The sequence below is a fragment of the Ruegeria sp. CE9 genome (genome assembly GCF_056537425.1).
In genome coordinates this window covers 661,641-680,335 of the sequence record NZ_JBQFRO010000001.1, presented here as the reverse complement: position 1 = coordinate 680,335, position 18,695 = coordinate 661,641, and the positions used below count along the sequence as shown (strand labels likewise).

General features: G+C 57.1%; 20 protein-coding genes and 1 tRNA gene. 10 read left to right on the top strand and 11 right to left on the bottom strand.

The window, feature by feature from the left end:
- Window positions 1-227 precede the first annotated feature (227 nt).
- Entirely contained in the window at window positions 228-746 is a 519-nt protein-coding gene (locus ACR0B3_RS03420; RefSeq protein ID WP_480807840.1) for an outer membrane protein, read from the top strand.
- A 40-nt stretch (window positions 747-786) separates the two neighbouring features.
- Here the strand turns inward: ACR0B3_RS03420 and ACR0B3_RS03415 are convergent, their stop codons facing one another.
- Entirely contained in the window at window positions 787-1,131 is a 345-nt protein-coding gene (locus tag ACR0B3_RS03415) for an MmcQ/YjbR family DNA-binding protein (RefSeq protein WP_480807839.1), read from the bottom strand.
- A gap of 217 nt (window positions 1,132-1,348) precedes the next feature.
- Here ACR0B3_RS03415 and cysS point away from each other — a divergent pair, with 217 nt between their 5' ends.
- From cysS to ACR0B3_RS03400, 3 genes are all read left to right on the top strand, one after another.
- Entirely contained in the window at window positions 1,349-2,953 is a 1,605-nt protein-coding gene (gene cysS, locus ACR0B3_RS03410) for a cysteine--tRNA ligase (protein WP_480807838.1), read from the top strand.
- Window positions 2,954-3,027: 74 nt separating this feature from the next.
- Complete coding sequence (gene cimA / locus ACR0B3_RS03405) at window positions 3,028-4,662, top strand: citramalate synthase (RefSeq protein ID WP_480807837.1); 1,635 nt, start codon at window positions 3,028-3,030, stop codon at window positions 4,660-4,662.
- 1 nt (window position 4,663) lies between these two features.
- A complete protein-coding gene (locus ACR0B3_RS03400) occupies window positions 4,664-5,440 on the top strand; it encodes a squalene/phytoene synthase family protein (protein WP_480807836.1) in 777 nt (258 codons plus the stop codon).
- Between the two features lie 2 nt (window positions 5,441-5,442).
- Here ACR0B3_RS03400 and ACR0B3_RS03395 read toward each other — a convergent pair whose 3' ends face one another.
- On the bottom strand, window positions 5,443-6,669 hold the full coding sequence (locus ACR0B3_RS03395) for an MFS transporter (protein WP_480807835.1): 1,227 nt from the start codon (window positions 6,667-6,669) through the stop codon (window positions 5,443-5,445).
- A 98-nt stretch (window positions 6,670-6,767) separates the two neighbouring features.
- On the opposite strand from ACR0B3_RS03395, the gene ACR0B3_RS03390 reads away from it, so the two are divergent.
- The 3 genes from ACR0B3_RS03390 to ACR0B3_RS03380 are packed head-to-tail and all read left to right on the top strand — an operon-like array spanning window position 6,768 to window position 8,394.
- On the top strand, window positions 6,768-7,400 hold the full coding sequence (locus tag ACR0B3_RS03390; RefSeq protein WP_170718894.1) for a DNA-3-methyladenine glycosylase 2 family protein: 633 nt from the start codon (window positions 6,768-6,770) through the stop codon (window positions 7,398-7,400).
- The gene (locus tag ACR0B3_RS03385; protein WP_170757582.1) at window positions 7,397-8,062 is read left to right on the top strand and encodes an alpha/beta hydrolase; all 666 of its coding nucleotides are present in this window, start codon (window positions 7,397-7,399) and stop codon (window positions 8,060-8,062) included. Before ACR0B3_RS03390 ends, ACR0B3_RS03385 begins: the two co-directional genes overlap by 4 nt.
- A gap of 29 nt (window positions 8,063-8,091) precedes the next feature.
- Window positions 8,092-8,394: a putative quinol monooxygenase gene (locus ACR0B3_RS03380; protein WP_170718898.1), complete on the top strand. Its 303-nt coding sequence runs from the start codon at window positions 8,092-8,094 to the stop codon at window positions 8,392-8,394.
- 4 nt (window positions 8,395-8,398) lie between these two features.
- On the opposite strand, the gene ACR0B3_RS03375 is transcribed toward ACR0B3_RS03380, so the two are convergent.
- A complete protein-coding gene (locus ACR0B3_RS03375; RefSeq protein WP_170683739.1) occupies window positions 8,399-8,824 on the bottom strand; it encodes a VOC family protein in 426 nt (141 codons plus the stop codon).
- A 31-nt stretch (window positions 8,825-8,855) separates the two neighbouring features.
- Window positions 8,856-9,461 (bottom strand): pseudouridine synthase, encoded by a 606-nt coding sequence (locus ACR0B3_RS03370; RefSeq protein ID WP_480807834.1) that lies wholly within the window; start codon window positions 9,459-9,461, stop codon window positions 8,856-8,858.
- A gap of 211 nt (window positions 9,462-9,672) precedes the next feature.
- Here ACR0B3_RS03370 and ACR0B3_RS03365 point away from each other — a divergent pair, with 211 nt between their 5' ends.
- Window positions 9,673-10,260: an HNH endonuclease gene (locus ACR0B3_RS03365; RefSeq protein WP_170683741.1), complete on the top strand. Its 588-nt coding sequence runs from the start codon at window positions 9,673-9,675 to the stop codon at window positions 10,258-10,260.
- A gap of 3 nt (window positions 10,261-10,263) precedes the next feature.
- On the opposite strand, the gene ACR0B3_RS03360 is transcribed toward ACR0B3_RS03365, so the two are convergent.
- Together ACR0B3_RS03360 and ACR0B3_RS03355 are read right to left on the bottom strand one after the other, a co-directional pair.
- Window positions 10,264-10,728: a disulfide bond formation protein B gene (locus ACR0B3_RS03360; protein WP_480807833.1), complete on the bottom strand. Its 465-nt coding sequence runs from the start codon at window positions 10,726-10,728 to the stop codon at window positions 10,264-10,266.
- Entirely contained in the window at window positions 10,725-11,303 is a 579-nt protein-coding gene (locus ACR0B3_RS03355; protein ID WP_480807832.1) for a YqaA family protein, read from the bottom strand. Before ACR0B3_RS03355 ends, ACR0B3_RS03360 begins: the two co-directional genes overlap by 4 nt.
- Window positions 11,304-11,448: 145 nt before the next feature.
- Here ACR0B3_RS03355 and ACR0B3_RS03350 point away from each other — a divergent pair.
- Window positions 11,449-11,534 (top strand) — tRNA-Leu (locus tag ACR0B3_RS03350).
- 33 nt (window positions 11,535-11,567) lie between these two features.
- Here ACR0B3_RS03350 and ACR0B3_RS03345 read toward each other — a convergent pair.
- From ACR0B3_RS03345 to ACR0B3_RS03335, 3 genes are read right to left on the bottom strand one after another with little or no spacing between them, the layout of a single operon-like run.
- Complete coding sequence (locus tag ACR0B3_RS03345) at window positions 11,568-12,602, bottom strand: lipocalin-like domain-containing protein (protein WP_480807831.1); 1,035 nt, start codon at window positions 12,600-12,602, stop codon at window positions 11,568-11,570.
- Complete coding sequence (locus ACR0B3_RS03340; RefSeq protein WP_480807830.1) at window positions 12,592-15,006, bottom strand: ABC transporter permease; 2,415 nt, start codon at window positions 15,004-15,006, stop codon at window positions 12,592-12,594. The genes ACR0B3_RS03345 and ACR0B3_RS03340 overlap by 11 nt, the downstream gene beginning before the upstream one ends.
- Window positions 15,003-15,650: an ABC transporter ATP-binding protein gene (locus ACR0B3_RS03335; protein ID WP_480807829.1), complete on the bottom strand. Its 648-nt coding sequence runs from the start codon at window positions 15,648-15,650 to the stop codon at window positions 15,003-15,005. The genes ACR0B3_RS03340 and ACR0B3_RS03335 overlap by 4 nt, the downstream gene beginning before the upstream one ends.
- A gap of 158 nt (window positions 15,651-15,808) precedes the next feature.
- On the opposite strand from ACR0B3_RS03335, the gene ACR0B3_RS03330 reads away from it, so the two are divergent.
- Window positions 15,809-16,243: an ion channel gene (locus ACR0B3_RS03330; protein ID WP_480808019.1), complete on the top strand. Its 435-nt coding sequence runs from the start codon at window positions 15,809-15,811 to the stop codon at window positions 16,241-16,243.
- Here the strand turns inward: ACR0B3_RS03330 and cls are convergent.
- Window positions 16,240-17,652 carry a cardiolipin synthase gene (gene cls, locus ACR0B3_RS03325; RefSeq protein ID WP_480807828.1) on the bottom strand — a complete coding sequence of 471 codons (1,413 nt, stop codon included), beginning with the start codon at window positions 17,650-17,652 and terminating at the stop codon, window positions 16,240-16,242. The genes ACR0B3_RS03330 and cls overlap by 4 nt on opposite strands.
- Before the next feature lie 23 nt (window positions 17,653-17,675).
- Window positions 17,676-18,647 (bottom strand): HAD family hydrolase, encoded by a 972-nt coding sequence (locus ACR0B3_RS03320; protein ID WP_480807827.1) that lies wholly within the window; start codon window positions 18,645-18,647, stop codon window positions 17,676-17,678.
- Between the last annotated feature and the right edge of the window lie 48 nt (window positions 18,648-18,695).

The window sequence follows — 18,695 nt, the reverse complement described above, 5'->3', positions numbered from 1 at the left end:
TGTTCTGTTTGCGACTTTGTCGTAGTTTTCTTTTGCTGTCCGTCAATTTCAATTGGCAGCAAATCCTCGTGTTCAAATGTTTTTTCCCCATCTGGGTAAGAATCTGTTAATCTACGTATAGTTATTTGGTTTTGAACCCTTTGTTAAAGCAGATGCCTGGGCCAACAGATCATCAGATTTTGGTCTTTTGTATGCGCCCAACCGGCAACGGATGATTGGAGGTCTGCATGAAGTCTTTGACGGCCGCACTTGCCGCAGCCCTGATATCAGGGGCCGGGTCGGTCGTTGCAGAAGACTGGACAGGGGCCTATGCCGGATTCAGCTTTGGATATACAGATGTTGATGGGTCTGGCGGCGCTGGTGGCAGCGGTGCCAGCTTCGGGCCTCTGATCGGGTACGACTACGATTTTGGCAGCTTCGTGCTGGGTGGTGAGTTGGAATACAACCGACTGAACCTTGATCTAGGCCAGTCCGAGGGCCGATTAGACAGCATGTCACGGCTTAAACTGCGGGGCGGCTACGATTTTGGTTCGACGCTGGGCTACGTTGTGGTCGGCGCGGCGCGGGCCAGCACCTCGGGTGACAGTGATACCGCAGCAGTCTACGGGATTGGGGTTGCCTATCCTCTTGGTGATCGATTTGTCATCAGCGGCGAGGCGTTGCGGCAGGACTTTGATGACATTCCGGAATCGGGGGGAAGCCTCAATTCAAATGTGTTCAATCTGCGCACCACATTTCGTTTCTAAATTGTTGTGCATGAGCGGTTCGGCTCAACTGATCTAACCATCAACTTCGCGGCGACAGGCCAACCTGAACTTTCTTGGTCAACGAGGCGCGGACAATGTCATATGAGGTGAGCAGGCGGTGTTGGATCTCGTCCGGATCTGTCTCCCACGACAAGCGAACCCAGCTGCGGTGGAAGTAGGGCGCTTTGGTACCAATCCCGGCGTCGATCAGCATCTGAGCGGTTTCGATATCCGGGGTCTTGACTGAAACCCCATCCCCGACCGAGCCGACGCAGGCAAACATCTTGCCGCCCACCTTCCAGGCATCATGTCCGCCGCCCCAAGGATCGGACAGCTTGGCTCCGGGCAGATCCGCACAGACAGAATTGACGTATTCGCGGGTCATAGGGGCAGGGTGCAGATGTTGCCGAAAAAACTCAAGACTTGGCTCAACTGAGAACTCATGCTACCTAAAGGCCATGAACCAGAGAACCTGCATCATTATCTGCTGCATTACCTGCTGATTTCTCAAGCGGGCCGGTTTCTTTCGTTTTCATCTCTGAGACAAGTTGCTAAGCCCGCGCCAACGCGTGACGTTTATGCTGTTTCAGGAGCACGACCCGATGACCACGATCAAACTGCACAACACAAGGACACGGACGAAAGAGGATTTCGTGCCGATCGATCCCGAAAATGTGCGGATGTATGTCTGTGGCCCGACCGTCTATGACCGGGCCCATCTGGGAAATGCGCGGCCCGTGGTGGTGTTTGACGTACTCTACCGATTGCTGCGTCACGTCTATGGTGCTGATCACGTGACTTACGTGCGCAATTTCACCGACGTAGATGACAAGATCAACGCCACTGCACTGTCACGTAAACAGGCCGGAGCCGAAGGGTCTTTGGAGCAATTGGTGCAGCAGCGTTCGGACGAGACGATAGGCTGGTATCTGCACGATATGGGCGCGCTTGGCACGCTGAAGCCATCGATCCTCGATGGCAGCCATGAAAAAGCGATGCCGCGCGCGACAGAATATATCCCGCAGATGATCGAAATGATCGAAGACCTGATCGCCAAAGAACATGCCTATGCCGCCGAAGGTCATGTGTTGTTTGCCGTGGACAGTTGGAAAGACCGCTATGGCGCGCTTTCGGGGCGGTCCGTGGATGACATGATTGCCGGGGCGCGGGTTGAGGTGGCGCCTTACAAGAAAAACCCGATGGATTTTGTATTGTGGAAGCCCTCAACCGATGAGTTGCCTGGTTGGGACAGTCCGTGGGGTCGGGGGCGTCCGGGCTGGCATATTGAGTGCTCGGCCATGAGCTATGAGCTGCTGGGCGAGAGTTTCGACATTCATGGCGGCGGCAACGATCTGATGTTCCCGCACCATGAGAACGAGATCGCGCAAAGCTGCTGCGCGCACCCTGAGGGCGAGTTCGCCCGGGTCTGGATGCACAACGAGATGCTGCAGGTCGAAGGGAAGAAGATGTCCAAATCTCTGGGCAATTTCTTCACTGTGCATGACCTGTTGGAGCAAGGTGTGCCTGGCGAGGTGATCCGGTTTGTTTTTCTACAGACCCATTATCGCAAGCCGATGGATTGGACCGAGAAGAAGGCGCGCGAAGCCGAGGCAACATTGCGCAAGTGGCGGGCGCTGACAGCGGGCATTGAGCCCGCGGCCAGCGCGGCACCGGCGGTGATCGACGCGCTTGCGGATGACCTGAACACGGCAGGTGCCATTGCAGAGCTTCACCGGCTTGCTGCGGTAGGAGACGCTGCCGGGCTGCTCGCAAGTGCGCAAGTTGTTGGGCTTTTGTCCGATGATTTGGGCGCTTGGGCAGATGCCGGTGCTGTAGACAAATCTTATTTTGCCGAAGAGATCAAAAATTGGATGCTGCTACGTTCTGAATTCAAAGCACAGGCAAGGGCTTGGATGAAGAACGGTGAGAAAGAAAAGGGTGGACTATTTTTCAAATGGGCAGATCAGATGAGGGATAAGGATCTCGCCCATTTTGGATTCAGTGTGAAAGATACAAACGACGGTTATGAGTGGGAGCTTCTGCCCATCCTATCTCGAGTAAACGTTATCCGATCGAGTACCGGCGATATTTCGGAATCGGATTCTGAGAAGGTCAGAGAGAAACATTGGGCGCAAATACTACAGCGCATGGTAGATCATCGCGAAGGGCTGCAAAAGCACTACGATGAATTGGTTGCTGAAGCTTGAGTAAGTCACCTGATGAGCGTCTTATTCTCTAATCAATTGTGCAATTGCCGGAAAAAAGCCAAAGAGCCAAATACATGACCAAAGAACGCCTCTACCTCTATGACACTACGCTGCGGGACGGGCAGCAGACGCAGGGCGTGCAGTTCTCGACAGCCGAAAAGGTGCAGATCGCGCAGGCTTTGGATGCGCTGGGTGTGGACTATATCGAAGGCGGCTGGCCCGGAGCGAACCCGACGGACAGTGCGTTTTTCGAAGCTGCGCCAAAGACATCTGCTTGCCTGACTGCCTTTGGCATGACCAAGCGATCGGGACGATCGGCAGAGAATGATGATGTGCTGGCGGCGGTGATGAATGCCGGTACGTCTGCGGTCTGTCTGGTTGGCAAGTCGCATGACTATCATGTGACCCATGCGCTTGGGATCGAGTTGGAGGAAAACACCGAGAATGTCCGCGCTTCGGTTGCACATATCGTGGCACAGGGGCGGGAGGCTCTGTTTGATGCCGAGCATTTCTTCGATGGCTACAAGGACAATCCCGACTATGCCATCGCAGTCTGTCGTGCAGCATTAGAAGCCGGTGCGCGGTGGGTGGTGTTGTGCGACACCAATGGCGGCGCCCTACCGGCTGAGGTTGGGCGCATCGTGTCAGAAGTAATTGCCGCAGGTTTGCCGGGGGATCGGCTGGGCATTCATACGCATAACGATACTGAAAACGCGGTGGCGTGTTCTCTGGCTGCAGTGGATGCAGGCGCGCGGCAGATTCAGGGTACCCTGAATGGGCTGGGCGAGCGATGCGGCAATGCCAACTTGACCGCTCTGATCCCGACGCTGATGCTGAAGGAGCCCTATGCCTCGCGCTACGAGATTTGTGTGAAACCCGAGGCATTGGCCGGGCTGACCCGGATCAGCCGGATGCTTGATGATATTTTGAACCGCGTGCCCAGCAAGCAGAGCGCTTACGTCGGTGCATCCGCCTTTGCGCACAAGGCCGGGCTTCACGCGAGCGCGATCCTCAAAGACCCGTCGACTTATGAGCATATCGACCCGGCAAGCGTGGGCAATGCGCGTATCATCCCGATGTCGAACCAGGCGGGCCAGTCAAATCTGCGCAAGCGGTTGACGGATGCGGGCTTGACGGTCGAGACCGGTGATCCGGCTTTGGGCCGCATTCTGGATCGGATCAAACTGCGTGAAGCCGAGGGTTATTCCTATGACACGGCTCAGGCGAGTTTCGAACTGCTGGCCCGTGATGAACTGGGACAGCTGCCGGAGTTCTTTGAGGTCAAGCGCTATAAGGTGACCGTTGAGCGCCGGAAGAACAAATACAACAAGATGGTCAGCCTGTCTGAGGCGGTCGTTGTTGTAAAAGTGGATGGCGAGAAAAAGCTGTCGGTCAGTGAGTCTTTGGACGAAAGCGGCAGCGACCGGGGGCCGGTGAACGCGTTGGCGAAGGCTCTGGCCAAGGATCTGGGACAGTATTCGCAGATATTGTCAGATATGCGGCTAGTCGACTTCAAGGTGCGCATCACCCAAGGCGGGACCGAGGCGGTGACCCGCGTGATCATTGACAGCGAAGACGGGCAAGGGCGGCGCTGGTCCACCGTCGGCGTAAGCGCGAACATAATTGATGCCTCGTTCGAGGCGCTGCTGGACGCCATACAGTGGAAACTGGTCAGCGATTGCGCCCCGCACTCAGCGGCTGCTGAATAACGTGGAATTCGACGACGACATTAAGGCTTGTGCAGCGCTTGTCCATCGGGCCGATCCTGATCGCTTTATGGCGGCCATGGCCGCGCCGGTCGAGGCTAGGGCGGTTCTGTTCCCGATTTACGCGCTGAACGTCGAAGTAGCTCGAGCTCCTTGGGTGACGCAGGAAAGCATGATCGCTGAAATGCGCCTGCAATGGTGGCGCGATGCGCTGCAGGAAATCGCTGAGGGCCCAACCGTGCGCCGGCACGAGGTCGTCACACCTTTGTCGCGCGTCCTATCTCCGCATTTGGCGGCAAGTTTGGATGAATACATCGCTGTAAGGCGCTGGGATATCTATCGTGATCCGTTCGAGGATGAGGCGCATTTTGACGCCTACATCAATCATAGTGCTGGATCGCTGATGGTTGTATCCGCGCAGGCTTTGGGGGCTTCTGATGAAGCCGTGTTGCGCGATTTTGGTTATGCCGTGGGCGTTGCGAACTGGCTGCGGGCGATCCCCGAGCTTGAGGCGCGGGGGCGTATCCCCTTGTTGGATGGAACCCATGACGGAGTTCGGGCGCTGGCGCAAAATGCGTTGGACCGATTGGTGCATGCGCGATCTGCGCGGGCTGAGGTTTCGAGACAGGCTCGGCCTGCGCTGTATGCCGGGTGGCAAAGTGAGTGGTTGCTGCAAACCGCATTGGCCCGGCCAGAGCGTGTGGCCGCAGGAGCGTTGATGCAGGGTGAAATTCGCCGCAGGTTTACCTTGATGAAAGCAGTCGCAACCGGGCGCTGGTGAGATCAAGCCGCTTGCGGGTCTGAGGGCCGCATGACCAGCCACAACAGCGCGCCGCCAGCTAGCGTCAGTAGTGGGATCATGGCTAGGTTTACGGCTGTCCAGCCTTCAACGGCCGATCCGCCCGAGCAGTTCATCAGACCGCCAGAGGCCAGAGAGGCAAATGTCACGCCACCAAAGACCAGAAGGTCATTCAGGCCCTGCATCCGTCCGCGTTCGTGCACCTCATGCGAGTCTGCCAACATGCTGGTGGCCCCGATAAAGCCGAAATTCCAACCGATGCCCAGCAGGATCAGGGCGACGAAGAAATTGCCCAGATCGACGCCTTGCAGGGCGACGATGCCCGCGCCACCTAGAATGGCCAGACCGAGGGCTACAATCTTCTCAACCCCAAACCGCGCGATCAGGTGACCGGTGAAGAAGCTGGGAATATACATGGCCAGTACGTGGCTGGTTACGATATCAGCCGCGTCGCCTTCGGTATATCCGCATCCAACAACGGCCAAAGGTGTCGAAGTCATGACGAGGTTCATCAGTGCGTACGAGACCATGGCGCAGATGATCGCTACAGCGATGCGCGGGGTTTTCAGCAGCTCTAGTCGAGTCCGGCCTTTGGGCTCGTCTTCGGTTGGCTTCGGCGGGGTCGGGATGTCCAGGAAGAAGAACAGCACGGAGCCCAAGACGTTGATTGCAATCACTGCCAGATACGTGCCCAAAAACGGGACCACATATGCCTGTGAGGTCAACTTGACGATCTGAGGACCGATGATGGCAGCTGCAAGGCCTCCCGCCATAACGTAGGAAATTGCTTTGGGCCGATATGCGTCCGACGCGGTGTCGGCGGCTGCAAAGCGATAGAATCCATGCGCGCTCATATAGATACCGGTCAGCAAGCTGCCCAGCAGGAAGATCGGGAACGAGCCGAGATAAAGGCCGTAAGCCCCGATAACGCCCCCTGCGGCACCTGAGGTTGATCCCACAAGAAACCCGGCACGGCGTCCCCAGCGTTGCATGATGGCCGAAATCGGCGTGGCCGCCAGCATTGAACCCAGAACGATCAGTGAAATCGGCAGCGTCGCGAGGCAGGCGTTGCTGGCCAGCGATTGCCCGGCCAATCCGCCGACAATGAACATGATGGGCATCTGTGCACCCAAGATCGCCTGGGCCGCCACCAGAACGGCGACGTTGCGTTTGGCCTGACTGTCGTTGGGGGTGGCAGCGATCATTGTCATGGGCGAATGGTTATCTAGGATTGAGACTCGGCACAAGCGGGTTGCATATGCGGCACATCCGCCTAACGTGCGGACAAGGATCACTTATCGGAGAGCGCATGTCCGTTGGACGCATCATCGAGACACCGGACTGCGTGACGGAAGGGGCCGAGTGGCTGGCGGGGGCCTGCCCACGGATGGCTTACGCGATGGAGCAAACCGGTCCTTTGCCATTGCGGCGGAAGCCTGACGGGTTTGCCCAACTGCTCAGCGCGATTGTCAGTCAGCAGGTCAGTGTGGCCTCGGCCAATGCGATCTGGAAGCGGTTGCAGGAGGCGAAACTTACCGGCCCGCGCAAGATCATGTGGGCCACCGATGATGATCTGCGCGCTGTGGGTCTCAGCCGTCAGAAGATTCGCTATGCCCGCGCGCTGGCCGAGGCGCGGATTGACTATGACGCGCTGCGTGACGCGCCGGATGACGAGGTGGTTGCGGTTTTGACCCAGGTTCCGGGGATTGGCGTCTGGACCGCTGAGATTTACGCAATGTTCTCGCTGGGCCGCGCTGACGTCATCGCGCCGGGGGATTTGGCATTACAGGAGGCCGCGCGCATCCTTTACGATCTGCCAGAACGACCAAAAGACAAAGAGTTACGCAAGATGGCTGAAGCGTGGTCGCCCTGGCGATCGGTTGCGGCGCGCGTGTTGTGGGCCTATTACCGGGTCGCAAAAGACAGAGAAGGGATCAGATGACACGGGTTTTGAACGCGCTGAGGAAAGAGCCGGTTTCGGGGGATACACGCTCGGTCGTGGTGTTCGTGCATGGCTATGGCGCCAATGGAGCTGACCTGCTGGGTCTGGCTGATCCGCTTGGGGAACATCTGCCGGATACGTTGTTTGTTGCACCCGATGCGCCCGAGCAAATCCCCGGTATGCCCAATGGGTTTCAATGGTTTCCGATTCCATGGATCGACGGGTCCTCGGAAGAAGAAGCCCGCCGAGGCATGGAAATGGCGGTTGAGGATTTCAACGCGTTCCTAGATGCATTGATGGTGGACGAAGATGTCTTGCCCGAGCAGGTCGTTCTGTTTGGTTTCAGCCAGGGCACGATGATGAGTCTTTATGTTGCCCCACGTCGTGAGGACCCTGTGGCAGGGATCGTCGCCTTCTCGGGCCGATTGCTCGAGCCTGATCTGCTGCCAGATGAAACTGTCAGTCGTATGCCAATTCTGCTGGTGCACGGGGATGCTGACGATGTCGTGCCACCTCAATCTCTGCCTGAGGCTGCCGAGGCATTGCAAGCCGCCGATTTCAAGGAGGTCTATGCCCACGTGATGAAAGGCACTGGCCATGGGATTGCACCGGATGGGCTGAGTGTGGCGCTAGCCTTTATGCGGGACAAGCTGAGCCTCTAACCTAAAGGCGTTTACCAAAGGAGCATTTGATGCTGATCGTGACCGGAGTAGTGGAAGTTTCTGAAGCAGGGGTCGAGAAAGCCTCGGCCGCTGCGCAGGAAATGGTTGCGGAAACCCTGAAAGAGCCCGGTTGCCTCATCTATGAGTTCAGTCAGATTCTGGGCCATACGGCCCGGTTTCGGGTTTACGAGGAGTGGCAGGATCAAGCCGCACTTGAGGCCCATTTCGCGACGCCCCATATGGCGACGTTTCAGGCCGTTCTGGGCGAGGTTGGCGTGACCTTTAGCGAAATCTACCGCGTGATAGGGGGCGAAAAGCAGCCGCTGCGCTAGCCTTTCAATCCCACAAGTGACCTTCTGAGAACTCGACCGAATTGCCCGCCGGGTCGCGTACATAAAGCGACCGGGCCCCGTTGGGCCAGTCAAATTCGGCATCGACGGGAATGTTCCAGTTCAACAGATGCTTACGCATTGCCGCGATCTCATCGCGGGTCAGAACAAGGCAAACATGGCCGGGGCCACGCGCGCCATGTGGGGGAACGGGCAAATCGGGGTTGCCCGGTGGTTTCTCGGTCTCGTCGGCTTTGAATATCAGCAGGACGGACCCGCCGATCCGATAGAAGATATGGCGATTGGTGACGCGCTGGATTTTTTCAAGGCCCAGAATCTCGCCATAGAAATCCTCGGCCGAATCCAGATCGTCGACATAGAGCGCGGCTTCCAGGATGGCCGATGGAGCAGGAATGTCTGGTGTGACCTTCATGCCCTAAGCCTATCACATCACGCAGTTTTTGTCACCGGCGTGGGCGGCGGTCCCGCTTGCGCTGTGGTGTTGCGTTCAGGGTTGGAATCGACAGGCTTTCCCAACGGCCAGGGGCCAGCCCATCTAACGCCCAATCTCCGATCCGGGCACGGATCAGGCGCAAGGTCGGGTGCCCGACCGCTGCCGTCATCCGGCGCACCTGACGGTTGCGACCTTCCCGAATCGTCAGCTCAACCCAGCTGTCTGGCACAGTTTGACGAACACGGATTGGTGGCGTTCGCGGCCAAAGCCCATCAGGCTGGTCAATCAGCCGCGCCTTGGCAGGGCGGGTCAGACCATTTTTCAGCTCAACGCCGTCGCGCAGAGCCTTTAGCGCGGCTGCATCGGGGATACCTTCGACCTGAACCCAATAGGTCTTGGGCATCTTGTGCTTGGGATCTGAGATCTGCGCCTGCAGTCGACCATGGTCGGTCAGCAGCATCAAACCTTCACTATCCCGGTCCAATCGCCCGGCAGGATAGACGCCGGGCAGGTCGATAAAATCCGATAGCGTGCTGCGCGGCGAGTCGGCATTGGCGCGGTCCGTGAACTGCGGCAACACATCGAAGGGTTTGTTGAAACGGATGAACCAGGACATGCCTCGCCATAACGTCCGCGCCACATCTGCGCAACCTGTGGATAAGTGTCACTTATCTGTTACGGATTCGGCCTAACCAATACCCGAGATGTTGTGTGAACTCGGCACTTGTCAGAGATTTAACACGATATATAGTTAACTTAAGGCCGGGGCGGGTGTTCCCCGCTCTGATGTCACAAACGGGCAGAGCAGAGCGAGGAGCGATTCTGATATGGACGGAGACTTCAGGACCGAATTTGTCAGGGAAACCGGTGCGCTCAAGCATCATCCGGCATTGGTTTTGAACGCCGACTATCGTCCCTTGTCTTATTACCCTTTGTCATTGTGGCCGTGGCAAGAGGCGATCAAGGCAGCCTGGCTCGACAGGGTGGACATCGTGGCCGAATACGACGAAGTCGTTCGAAGCCCCAGTACCGAGATCCGAATACCCTCGGTTGTTGTTTTGAAAGACTATGTAAAACCCAGAAAGCGCGTGGCCTTCACGCGCTTTAATTTATTTCTGCGGGACGAATTTAAATGTCAGTACTGCGGCAGCCGTGAAAACCTAACCTTTGACCACGTTGTGCCGCGTGCGGCGGGTGGGGTGACAAGCTGGCAGAACGTGGTTGCGGCTTGCAGCCCGTGCAACCTGCGCAAAGGTTCCAAATCGCTGAGGCAGGCCGGTATGTCCTTGAACAAACCGCCACGTCAGCCAGATGCCGAGGCGCTCAGAAATATTGGCCGGAAGTTCCCGCCCAACCATCTACACGACAGTTGGATCGATTTCCTGTACTGGGATGCCGAGTTGGATCAGCAATAACCTTTAACGCGTGCGCCAGGCTGCGATCCAGATCAGAACCAGACCCGCCGAAATCAGCGCATTCCAACCTGCCATAGAAATCCCGAACATCTCCCACGGAACGTCATCGCACCGCACAAGCGGGGCCGACATGATCTGATCCAGCAGTTCTTCGGCGCTGAGGCCTCCGATATCGCCAGATGTGCAAGTGGATGGGCCCTCCCACCAGCCTTGTTCTACGCCTGCATGATAGAACCCAATCGCGGCTGTTGTGGCCGCGGCCAGAGCACCCATCAGCGGCAATGGTCGGATGCCCGGGAACGCGAAGGCGAGCGCCCCCAAAACAACGGCGGCACCATGCGGATATCGCTGCCATATGCACATTTTGCAGGGTGCTAACCCCCCGATGTACTGAAAGCCCCATGCCCCAAGCAGCAACGCGGCTGAGCCGGACGCGGCGATTAGAACCAATAGTTGCTTCCGTGTCATAGATATCTCACCACAAGAAAACCGCCGAACAGCAGGACAATGAACAGGGTAAACATCAAACCCAGCCGTTTTTCGATGAAGTCACGGATTGGTTCCCCGAATTTCCACAACAGCCCCGCGACAAGGAAGAATCGCAGGGCTCGCGCAAGAATCGAGGTTGCGATGAACGTTCCCAGCGGCATACCGGTCCAACCGGACATGATGGTTATGACCTTGTAGGGGAATGGCGTGACGCCAGCGGCAAGCACAGCCCAGAAGCCGAAATCATTGAAACGAGTGTTGAATTCTTCCATCGCATGGGCTTTGCCCATGGCTTCCAGAACGGGTTGTCCGAGGCTTTCGTAGAAAAATGCGCCAATTGCATACCCCAGAATGCCCCCTAATACCGATGCGACCAGCGCAACCGAGGCAATCAGCCAAGCGCGAGACGGGCGCGCAAGAATCATCGGAATCATTAGCACATCGGGGGGAATCGGAAAGAAAGAGCTTTCGATAAACGCCACGACGGCCAAGGCCCAAAGCGCATGAGGGTGTTCGGCCAGACGGATCGTCCAGTCATAAAGTGATCGCAGCATACAGAACAAATATCCCGATTATGATTGTTGCAAGCCAAACCATGCACCTGTCGAACCGTCAACCTCCGGCATCCAAACAATCAGCGCGATGGTTGTTTTTTGCCTCTGGACCTTCCCTCGGTTGGGCGCTAATCCAGTGATCGTGGCCCAAGTGGCGGAATGGTAGACGCAGGGGATTCAAAATCCCCCGCCTTCACGGGCGTGAGAGTTCGAGTCTCTCCTTGGGCACCACATCTGTTCTGTCAGAATCGCGAGGTATTGGCCTTAGTACCCGGTCATTTCCAGATAACCGTTTCCGGTGTGGCTGCCTGTGGCCTTAACAGGGCCTTCCCAGTACTCGAATTGTGTTCCCATCCAAGCCTTGGGTGTCAGTGCTTCGACCTCGATATCAACCCCGCGATCCGGCAGCTTTACCTGCCATTTGGTTGGGATATCGCGTTGTGCAACGCGCGTGGATTCAAGAGGTTGCAATTCAATTGATCCGTTGGGCAGGGGCGTCGTTTGACCACCGGATTCGATCCATGTAGCTGCGGTGTAGTTGCCTCGATCCCCGCGCAGGCTGAAAGCCATCAGTTTTTCGCCGTTATCGAAGCTGAGCGAAAACCAATCCCAGCCGCTTTGGTCTTCGGCCAATGGTTGCGAGGACCATTCGCGGTCCAACCAGCCCTCGCCTGAGACCTCGATATCTCGATCAGGCAGATGCAGGACACCCTGGACCGCGTAGAACGGCTGAGAATAGTAATAGCTCGCTTGCCCATCCCCGGATTTCACTGAGTAACCGGCGTCGCCATGAAAGACCAATGGTCCCTTTGCCTGTAGCGCAAGATCATAGCCGAAGTTCGATCCGTTTGCTGTTAGGCTCAATGCGCTCAAATCGTCGCCGCGCATATGCCATTCGTCAATCCAAGCCTCAAACGGCTCTGCGGTTACACCGGCTTGTCCAATGCCGCCTCGGGATAGGCGTTCGGCAAAATAATGCGCTGCGGGCGTTGTGACCGCAGCATGACCCATCCAGATTTGGGGGCTTTGCCAGCCCTCTTGCTCGGACGGCTTCAGAGCGGATCGGAACAAAGTCCATTGAATGCCATAGTCGCGGCCTTCGGCGTCTTTGAGGTTTGCAGTCAGATACCACCATTCGATCCGGTACGCAGGGTGCGGGCCGTAATCTTTTGGAAATTGAAAGCTATAGCCCGGTTCAGGACGCGCGAAGCCTTCAGCATCTCCCCCCAGCCCGGCATACCCTTGCGCCCAACTGGTGATTGGGAACAGCATGAACAGAATGAGCGCTTTAACGTTCATTTGCAAAAACTCTCAGCAAATCGGCGGGTGGCAGGCGGAGCAATTTCAGAGCGGGTAGGGCCGCCGCAAGGGCTGCTGCGACTAGCGTGAGCAAGAACAGGCTCAGCCAGTCAGCGGGGAATAAATGCATGGGCAAGCGCCAACCGAAGGCCTGCACATTGATGACAGCCAGCAGAACCCAAGCGAGGATCAGCCCAAGCGGCAGAGCAAGACAGGCCGTCATCGCGGCAAGCAAGACGCTGCGCAATAGCTCTAGCCGCGCCAACCGTGCGCGCGTCAAGCCAAGGGCCCATACCGGGGCGACCTGAGGTAAACGCTGTGTCCACAAGGTCAGCAAACTGGTCAGGATTGCAAAACCTGCGACGCCTAGGGTCAGCACGTTCAGTGCCGAGGTGATGACAAAGGTTTTTTCGAAGATGGCCATCGATTGTGCTTTCATGGCTGCCTGCTGCACGACTGCTGTCGGGGGCAGATCAAACTGATCGCGTAATGCCTGCGCTAGATTCGTGGCCTGATCCGGGGTGACGCGGATACCAAAGCGTCGGGTTTCAACACCCGGTGCGATTTGATCGAACAACGGCATGGCGACGATGGCTTGACCGGTCGGATTGCCATAATCGGAATACACTCCGGCGATCGGCAGAATGTAATCTGGGCTGATAGTCAACCTATCTCCGGGCCACAAATCTGCGCGCCGGGCAAGTTGCTCGTTGATCAAGACGGCGCCGTTGTTCAGCACGTTTTCCCAGACATCCGGCCCCTCGGCAATCAAGGGCCAGTTTCGGCGATAGCTTTCGTGATCAACAATCCCGTACAGGAACAGAGGTCCGGTTTCATGGGCCAACTCGGTGCTGCGAATGGGCAGAATGGCTGATGTTTGAGGGGTCAGCCATTCCGTCATATCTGCCGCTTGAGACTCGTCTTCGGCGGTCAAATAGAGCTCGGAGGTCAGTCGTTGATCCAACCAGCCAGTGAAGGTTAGACGGAAACTCGATACCATCGTGCCCACCCCAATATTCGCAGCCAATGCCAATAGCAGGGCCATCAGCGCCAGCGACAAACCAGGAAGCTGAGCGCGCATGTCGGCCAGCACCCATTGTGATACGGGGGTTTTCGCACGTCTAAGAAACAACGCCAGAATGCTTGATAGCAAAAGAGGTAATAGCAGCGCCGCCCCGGTCAGCAGCCCGGCTAGCAGAATGAATCCGGCAATCAATCCGCCGCCGGCGAAGTATGCGATTGCGCCGATGACAATCAATGCCAGACCCACCGCGCCGGTGATCCAATCAGATGCTTTGCCTCCGCCCCAGGCTTGCAGGCCGGGTCCGGCGAGTATGGGCATTCGGGAAAGTCGCCATAGGGCGTGACCGCTGGCCGCCAGCGTGCCACCAGTGGCCATGGCCAAACCCGCAGCAATCCATTGGGGGCGCAGTGACATTTGCCCGTCAATCGGCGCCCCGTAGAGGCCGCGCAGCGTGGCGGCAACGTCTGGCAGCAAGGCTCCGGCCAGGAAGTATCCTAGTACAAGACCGAAGAGGCCTCCGATCAGAGCCAGCAGCATCAGCTCGAGCAAAATGATCCGGATTAAGCTTTGCATGGGTAGGCCCAAGGCGCGCAATGTTCGGATCGTGCCGCGTCTTTGCGCGAAGGCAAGGCCGACTGTGCCGTGAACGATGAACAGACCGACAGCGAAAGACAGAAGGCCAAAGGCGGACAGGTTCAGGTGAAAGCTGTCGGTCAGCTGTGCGGTGTCCAATTGCGCAGACGGCGTGATGCGCTGAAGTTCGGGCGCTAGCTCCGACAGGGGCGACACACCACGGGGCTGATTGGGCAGGATCACCAGACGGGAAATCTGACCGCGGCGGTTTAGAAGGTGTTCAGCCACGCCGATGTCAGTCAGCACCAGATCGGGCGGTAGCGCTGTGCTGGCAAGGACAGGCGGGAAGCCATCATCTGTCTGAAACAGTGACGCGAGAGCAGGCGACATCAGCAGCCGTCCGGGCGCAGTTAGAATATCTGCTGGGACGGGTGCATCTGCGCTTTCTTCGATCTGAGTGATCGCAGGTAGAGCAGGGTAGGCGACCATATCCACGCCCATCAAACGCACCGTGCGGCCCTCGATGCGCAGCGATCCCTCAAGAACCGCTGCCACTTGCCAGCCCGCGCGCCTGAGTTCTGCATATCGCGACAAGGGGATCGTAGTACCGGTTGCTCGAAGCTCGTCAAATTGCCCAATTGCAAGCTGGGCGTTGGCGCGTTCATAGCTGGCACGGGCCTCGGCATTGATGGCTTGCACGGCCGACCATAGGCAGGTTGCCAGCGCGATACCTGTCAAAAGGGTCGCCAATTGCAATGGATGTGCCCGCCAATGAGACAGCAGCGCCTGGACCGCAGCGCGTGTCATACGATGCACCCACCTGCCAGATGCGCGCGCCGGTCAAGACGGCTGGCGATCTCATTCGAGTGGGTAACCAGCAACAGCGCAGCACCTGTATCGGCAACCAATGACAGCATCAGGTCTAGCACGACAGCGCTGGCGGTTTCGTCCAGATTGCCTGTCGGCTCATCAGCCAACAGCAATCGGGGACGGATCGCCATGGCGCGCCCGATCGCGACCCGCTGCTGCTGGCCGCCCGACAGATTCTCAGGATAACGATCCATTAGGTCGCTGAGGCCAAGTCGCTCGGTCAGATGCGCAACCCAATCCGGGTCATCACGACCGGCAAGCCGCGCATGGATCGACAGGTTTTGGGCAACCGTTAATGATGGGATCAGGTTGAATTGCTGAAAGACCAACGACAGTGCGCTGCGTCGCAACGCGGCACGTTCAGGGTCGTTCAGACGGGACATGGCGCGCCCGTCCAGCGTGATCTCGCCGCCCTCAAACCCATCCAGAGCAGCCACCAGATGCAACAATGTGCTTTTGCCGCTGCCGCTTTCTCCGGTCAGTGCCAAGGTCTGGCCCTGCTCCAGCGTCAGCGACACATCATTCAGAACAGGGCGCCCTCCGGGATAAGATTTCCGAACGTGGTCAATCGATAGCAACATGTGGTCTCTCATCTGGTCCCGTCACAATGTGCAACGCCACGCCCCAGTGTCCAGAGCTGAGATAGGTTCCATTCGCCGCAGCCCGGTGTTTTGGGGCGGGGTTGTCCAAAGCTTGCGAAAGTTCCATGCTGGCGTCGATCAGAATAAAGGCCGATTACATGACATTGTCGCAGCAGATCATTTGGGGCAGCTTCTACTTAGGTATTTGTTTTCTGATCGAAATCATGCTGCTGACTTGGTGCGTTCTGGTTATCCGCAAACTCGTCGCGAAATGGGAGACGCGCAGCACAATCCTGGCAACCGCTGGCCCAATCAGCGTTGCGCTTATGTTCATCGTGTTGACCCATACGGTTCAGGTCTGGATCTGGGCGATTGTCTGGGTGTGGGGCGATGTATTGCCGGATTGGAACTCGGCGCTGTATTTCTCGTTGGTGACCTTCACGACGCTGGGATATGGCGACATCGTGCTAGGGGAAGGGCTGCGCATTTTCGGAGCCTTCGCCTCGGTCACCGGTCTGCTGGCCTTTGGTTTATCGACCGCGTTCCTTGTGGCGCTCATGACGCGCGTGTTCGAAGATCGATTCCTGAACTAAAGGATCGGAGCAAACAACCGCGCAAGCGGTGCGCAAAACCGGATATGAAACGGTTGCTGCTGCAGGTCACGGGTCAGTTCGTAGCTTGATGCAAAATCGGTTTCCAACATGGCAGCTACAGCTTGCGCAGCGCGGGGATCAAAGAACAGGGCCATCGCCTCGAAATTCAGGCGAAAGGATCGGTTGTCCAGATTGGTGGTGCCCACGGCAGCCAGGGTGTCATCAACAACGAACGCCTTTTGATGCATAAAGCCATCCGTATAGCGAAACACCCGCGCGCCGCAGTCGCGGATTTCATCGAAATAGGCAAACGCGGCCAGCCATGGAAGGCGATGGTCGATGACCTCCGGCACGAGTATCCGCACATCCACACCGCGCAATGCCGCGTGTTGTAGCGCAGTCATGATATCAATATCGGGCACAAAATAGGGCGAGGCGATCCAGAGCCGTTCTTTCGCCTCAGCAATTGCTGCGAAAAACATCATGGCCCCGGTCTCGGTATCGTCACCCGGACCTGTTGCAACCAGCAGCGCGTTCATGTCCTGCTCAGATTCGCTGCCTGCCCAATCAAGCTGATCGATCAGGTCTTCATTGCGCGCCCAGTGCCAATCTTCAGTGAAGATCAGTTGCAATTGCCGGACCACGTGACCGGTCATCATGATATGCGTATCCCGCCAGCGACCGAACTTGGGGCTTTGGCCCAGATATTCAACGCCGATGTTGTGACCTCCGACAAAGCCGGTCTCACCATCCACGATCACCGTCTTTCGATGATTTCGATAGTTCAACTGAAAGCGAAAGTTTGGTCCGCGCTGCTCACGCGGATCAGCCACATCAACACCTGCCTCGCGCAGTGTTTCCAGATAGCTTGAGGGCAGGCCATAACTGCCCACCGCATCGGTCATGAACCTGACATGCACGCCGCGTTTGGCCGCTTCGATAAGGTGCTTTTGAACCTTTTGCCCCAGTTCATCATCCCGGACGATGTAGAACTGAATCAGAACATAGCTTTTGGCGTCGTCTATGGCTTTCAGAATGGCCTCGAAAGTGGCCTCCCCATCAATCAATAGCTCGGCACCGTTGCCGCGCGATACGGGCAGGTGGGCCAGCGCTTCGAACGGTCGGGGATTGACCCTTAGTGTTTTGAGATCAGGCTTTGAGAAGTCGGCAAAGGTCTTGATGCCTTCCACGACGCGTTCGCTTTCTTGCCGCGCGATCCGATACCCCCTGAACCGATGGTGCCCAAGGAACAAATACAGCGGTACGCCAAACATGGGCGCCGAAAGCAGGAACACTACCCAACCCACGGCCCCTTGTGGCGTGCGAGCAGTTTGTGCGGCGCGCACAGAAAAGACGACTGCTGTGCAATAGAGTGCAAACAGAAAAAGCGAGACGAGCAATGTCCACATCAGTGCTTAGCGATCCGAGTTATTCAGTTTGCACCAGTGTAGATGCGCGCCCAGTCATTGGCCATATCAACGATGACCCAACCCATATAGGGGCCTTTGTCTAACCCGTCGACCAGACGTCCGATCGGGCTTTCACGGTCATAAACCCACTCACGGTCCGCATCTGTGTGATGGATCAAGACGCCCAAACGTGGCCCGTCACCTGCAGTTGTCCATTCAAGCATGGCAAAATCACCGTCCGAGTTTCCACCGGCAAGAATCGGGCGTTTGCCAATCGTGCGCTCGATATTGATCGGCTTACCTTCCTTATCATCAATGAAGGCGATGCCGGGTGCTTTGTTGATCACCGGGGTGCCGTTTTCACTGTCATAGGTAGTCTCACCATAGGTGCCCAGAACCTGTTCAGGCGGAATCCCGTACGCCTGTTCCGCAAAGACACGCATGAAATGCAAACCACCGCCCGAGACGATATAAGTTTTGAAATCCTCATCGCGCAGGTATCGCAGCAGTTCGACCATCGGCTGATAGGTCATCTGATCATAGGGTAAATCCGTATCGGGATGACGTGCGGTGTCCAGCCAATCAGCCACCTCCGATTGAAATTCTTCAACGCTGGTACCTGAATGCGAGGCGTTCACCACCTCGATCAAGGCATCATGACCGCCTTCCAGTATGGTTTGCAGGTCCCCTTCGGCGGCCGCCTTCAAGGCCGGCGTTGATAGGACCGACGGGTCTTGTTCAGCAATTTCGGCCAGTCGGTCCATGGCAAAGATGAATTGAAAATAGACAGGTTGCTCGGCCCAGAGGGTACCGTCATTGTCAAACACCGCAATCCGGTCGGCGGGCGTGACATAGCTTTCATTTTGCGGATCGCTGACTGCGCTTACAAAGTCGATTATCTCTTGTTTTGAAGTTGAGTCAGTCCAGCTTGGCAGGGGGTCGGCAAAGGCCGCAAAAGGGACGGTGGCAAGAATTGCTGCAAGTCTAAGAAACATCCTGAATCGCCTCTAATTCAATAGGGAAGGGCCGCATTGAAATGCGGC